This window comes from Shewanella sp. AS16, from assembly GCF_021412365.1.
In the GTDB taxonomy this organism is placed as follows: Bacteria; Pseudomonadota; Gammaproteobacteria; order Enterobacterales; family Shewanellaceae; genus Shewanella; species Shewanella salipaludis.
Window position 1 is genome coordinate 1 of sequence record NZ_JAKCLK010000461.1, and the last position, 280, is coordinate 280.

Annotated in this window: 1 pseudogene; it reads right to left on the minus strand. The window is 48.6% G+C overall.

Annotated elements, in window-relative coordinates:
* Positions 1 to 41: 41 nt before the first annotated feature.
* Positions 42 to 131: pseudogene (locus LZP73_RS21100) on the minus strand (RtcB family protein); the annotation flags it as partial.
* Between the last annotated feature and the right edge of the window lie 149 nt (positions 132 to 280).

Consider the following 280-nt stretch of genomic DNA (forward strand, 5'->3'; position numbering starts at 1 on the left):
TCGCCCTGTGCGCCATCCAGCGCAATCATCCTTTTCATCATTTATCCTTTTACGCACACCACCTGACGCAGGGTATAGATAACTTCCACCAGATCGCTTTGTGCCGCCATCACCGCATCAATATCTTTATAGTCACCCGTCTGCATCCAGCTCAGTGACTCGCTCATTATTTTTTCTCTTCCAGAGTGATTTTCTGTTGAGAAATCGATTTCAGTTGCGCAGTCAGGCCGTCGATACCTTTGGTACGCAGCAGCGTTCCCCACTCGTTTTGTTTGGTGGT